This is a genomic window from Phenylobacterium sp. (genome assembly GCF_028290885.1).
Classification (GTDB): Bacteria; Pseudomonadota; Alphaproteobacteria; order Caulobacterales; family Caulobacteraceae; genus Phenylobacterium.
The window spans coordinates 1-3,768 of record NZ_JAQGIZ010000147.1 but is presented as its reverse complement, the minus strand read 5'-3'; the positions used below and the strand labels follow the sequence as shown (position 1 = coordinate 3,768).

Below are 3,768 nucleotides of genomic sequence, written 5' to 3'. Positions count from 1 at the left end.
ATGGGCGTGCCGGTGGCGGCGCGCAACATTTTCCCCTCCAACATCCAGGGCCTGCCGACCTGGTTCGAGGTGCGGGTGACCGAGGCGGGGCACCTGGGGCGGCGCGGCGGGGTGGACCTGATGGTCGCCATGAACCCGCAGACCTGGGACCGCGACATCGCCGAGATCGAGGCGGGCGGCTACCTGTTCTACGACTCCACCAAGCCGCTGCCGCCGTCGAAATTCCGCGATGACGTGACCATCGTCGGCGTGCCGCTGACCGAGATGTGCAACGACCGCTACGAGCTTCCCCGCGAGCGGCAGCTGTTCAAGAACATCGTCTACGTCGGCGCGCTGGCCGCCCTCCTGGGCATCGACCCGGCGGTGATCGAGCAGCTTTTGGCCGAGCAGTTCGCCGGCCGCGCCAAGCTGATCGCCGCCAACGTCGAGGCCCTGCACCTGGGCGTCGACTACGTGAAGGCCGAGCTCGAACCCCTGCGCCTGCAGGTCAGGAAGGCGGACAGGGTCGGCGACCGGATCTTCGTCGAGGGCAACTCCGCAGCGGCGCTCGGCGCCGTCTACGGCGGCGCCACGGTCTGCGCCTGGTATCCGATCACGCCCTCGACCTCGCTGGCCGAGGCCTTCACCGGCTATTGCGAGGACCTCAGGACCGACCCCGACGGCAAGGCGCGCTACGCCATCGTCCAGGCCGAGGATGAGATCGCCTCGATCGGCATCGTCGTTGGAGCCGGCTGGAACGGCGCGCGCGCCTTCACCTGCACCTCCGGGCCGGGCGTCTCACTGATGACCGAGTTCATCGGGCTCTCATACTTCGCCGAGATCCCGGCGGTGATCTTCGACGTGCAGCGGGGCGGGCCGTCTACCGGCATGCCGACGCGCACCCAGCAGGCCGACCTGATCGGCGCGGCCTACGCCAGCCACGGGGACACCAAGCACCCGATGCTGCTGCCCGCAGATCCCGGCGAATGCTTCGAGATGGGGGCGCTAGCCTTCGACCTCGCCGACCGGCTGCAGACCACCATCTTCGTCATGCTCGACCTCGACATCGGCATGAACGAGTGGCTGACCAAGCCCTTCGCCTGGGACGACGCCCGGAGCCTCGACCGCGGCAAGGTGATGACCCACGACGAGCTGGAGGCGGGCGCCGACTTCGGCCGCTACCGGGACGTGGACGGCGACGGCATCCCTTACCGCACCTATCCGGGGGTTCACCCGTCCAAGGGCAGCTATTTCACCCGCGGCACCTCGCGCAATCCCAACGCGCGCTATTCCGAAGAGGGCTCGGTCTACGTCGACAACATGAAGCGCCTGCTGCGCAAGTTCGAGACCGCCAAGGGCCTGATCCCGGCGCCGGTCCACCGGCCCGCCAAGCGCAAGACCCCAAACGAGCAGGTCTGCGACGGCGTGATCTATTTCGGCTCCTCGACCCCCTCCATGCACGAAGCGCTGGAGATGCTGGAAGGGCAGGGGCGGCATGTCGATGCGCTGCGCGTGCGTGGCTTCCCGTTCTGCGACGAGGTCTACGATTTCGTGGCCACCCACAAGCGGGTGTTCGTGGTCGAGCAGAACCGCGACGCCCAGCTTCGGACCCTGCTGGTCAACGAGGGCGAGATCGACCCGGCCAAGCTCGTGCCGGTGCTGCACTACGACGGCACCCCGATCACCGCGCGGTTCATCGCCGGCGAGATCGGTCAGATCCTCGCCATGGGCCAGATCGAGGCCGCCGAATGACCTACATCCTGAAACCCCAGCTGCATCATCCGAAGCTGGCCGCGAACGCGCTCGGCTTCACCCGGCGCGACTATGAGGGCTCGGTCTCGACGCTGTGCGCCGGCTGCGGGCACGACTCGATCTCGGCGGCGATCATCCAGGCGGTGTTCGAGCTCGACCTGCCGCCGCACCGGATCGCCAAGCTGTCGGGCATCGGCTGTTCGTCGAAGACCCCGGACTATTTCCTGGGCGCGAGCCACGGCTTCAACACCGTGCACGGCCGCATGCCCTCGGTGCTGACCGGCGCCAACCTCGCCAACAAGGACCTGATCTATCTGGGCGTCTCCGGCGACGGGGACACCGCCTCCATCGGCCTCGGCCAGTTCGCCCACGCGGTGCGGCGCGGCGTCAACATGCTCTACATCGTCGAGAACAATGGCGTTTACGGCCTGACCAAGGGCCAGTTCTCGGCCACCTCCGACAAGGGCTCGAAGTCGAAGAAAGGCGTGGTCAACCACGACGCCGGCATCGACCTGGTGGGCATGGCCCTGCAGCTCGGCGCGACCTTCGTCGGCCGCTCGTTCTCCGGCGACAAGGAGCAGCTGGTGCCGCTGATCAAGGCCGGGCTGGTGCACAAGGGCGCGGCCTTCATCGACTGCATCAGCCCGTGCGTGCAGTTCAACAACCACGCCGGCTCGACCAAGAGCTTTGACTATGTGCGCGAGCACAACGAGGCGGTGAACCGGCTGGACATGATCCCCGCCAGGGCGCCCATCCACGTGGACTATGCGCCCGGCACGACGGTGAAGGTGGCCCAGCACGACGGCTCGGTGCTCTCGCTCCACAAGCTCGCCGAGCTCTACAACCCGAACAATCGCGCCCAGGCGCTGGGCTATCTGCAGGCCCGGCAGGCGAGGGGCCAGGTGGTGACGGGGCTGCTCTACATTGACCCGGATAGCGCCGACCTGCACGACGCGCTGGAGACTGTGGACACGCCGCTGAATGAGTTGGATGGCCCGGCCCTGGTCCCGGGCGCGGCGGCGCTGGAGAAGATCAACGCGGGGCTGAGATAGCCAGGCTCATCCCCGCGAAAGCGGGGCCCAGGTTGTTCTCGGAAACTTCAGGCCGCGCGGCCAAAGTTCGCTCAGGTAACTGAACGTGAGAGGTGAAGCTGAATGTGGTGGGCGCGCCGGAGCCAGTTTCGATACCAGCTCGTGCGATACACCGGCATAACGCTTTTGATTCTCGCACTAATTCTTCTCTGCGCACTCCCGCGATCCGACATGCGCTTTTACATCGTCGGAGTGGTGGGGCTGATCGGCGCGGCAGTCGCCAACGCATCTCGCAACTTCAAGCCCAACGACTGACGCAGAGTGATGCCTGCGCGCCAGCGGTGTAGCCACCGCAATGGTTCGCAAGCGGGCGTCGAAAGAACCCGAGTCCCCGCTTTCGCAGGGATGATCGGAGTAGGGGTGGCTAGGCCTTCGCCAACTCCCCGATCACGAACGCGTCCTCATCGGCTCGGACCAGGCCCTCCAGCACCTCGGCCAGGTCGCGGGGATCGACGATCAGCATCAGGCCCACGCCGCAGTTGAAGGTACGGCGCAGCTCCAGGTCGGAGACGCCGCCCACCTCCTGCAGCCAGGCGAACACCGGCGGCAGCGCCCAGGCGTCCCAGTCGAAGCGGGCGACCAGTCCCTCGGCGATGGCCCGGGGCGGGTTCTCGATCAGGCCGCCGCCGGTGATGTGGGCCAGGCCCTCGATGCGGCCGGCCTTCAGATGCGGCAGCACGGTCTTCACATAGATGCGCGTGGGCGCCAGCAGCGCCTGGGCGAGCGTCTTGCCCGGCGCGAAGGGCGCCGGCGCATCCCAGGCCAGGCCGGAGCGCTCGACGATGCGGCGGATCAGCGAATAGCCGTTGGAGTGCGGGCCGCTCGAGCCCAGGCCCACCAGGATGTCCCCCGGCTTCTGGTCGGCCAGGCGCGGCAGCACCTTGTCGCGGTCGACGGCGCCGACGCAGAAGCCCGCCATGTCGTAGTCGCCGGCGGCGTACATGCC

General features: G+C 67.6%; 3 protein-coding genes. 2 read left to right on the top strand and 1 reads right to left on the bottom strand.

Features of this window, described 5'->3' with window-relative positions; translation table 11 throughout:
- Together JWP28_RS10005 and JWP28_RS10000 are read left to right on the top strand one after the other, a co-directional pair.
- The coding region (locus JWP28_RS10005) for a 2-oxoacid:acceptor oxidoreductase subunit alpha (protein ID WP_299542592.1) at positions 1 to 1,731 on the top strand (1,731 nt) is incomplete at its 5' end.
- A complete protein-coding gene (locus JWP28_RS10000) occupies positions 1,728 to 2,783 on the top strand; it encodes a 2-oxoacid:ferredoxin oxidoreductase subunit beta (protein WP_299542590.1) in 1,056 nt (351 codons plus the stop codon). The genes JWP28_RS10005 and JWP28_RS10000, both read left to right, overlap by 4 nt.
- Positions 2,784 to 3,186: 403 nt before the next feature.
- Here JWP28_RS10000 and JWP28_RS09995 read toward each other — a convergent pair.
- The coding region (locus JWP28_RS09995; RefSeq protein WP_299542588.1) for a phosphoribosylformylglycinamidine cyclo-ligase at positions 3,187 to 3,768 on the bottom strand (582 nt) is incomplete at its 5' end.

Coding starts and splice junctions, on each gene's coding strand:
- JWP28_RS10000 (WP_299542590.1), top strand. CDS start 1,728: ATGACCTACATCCTGAAACCCCAGCTGCATCATCCGAAGCTGGCCGCG.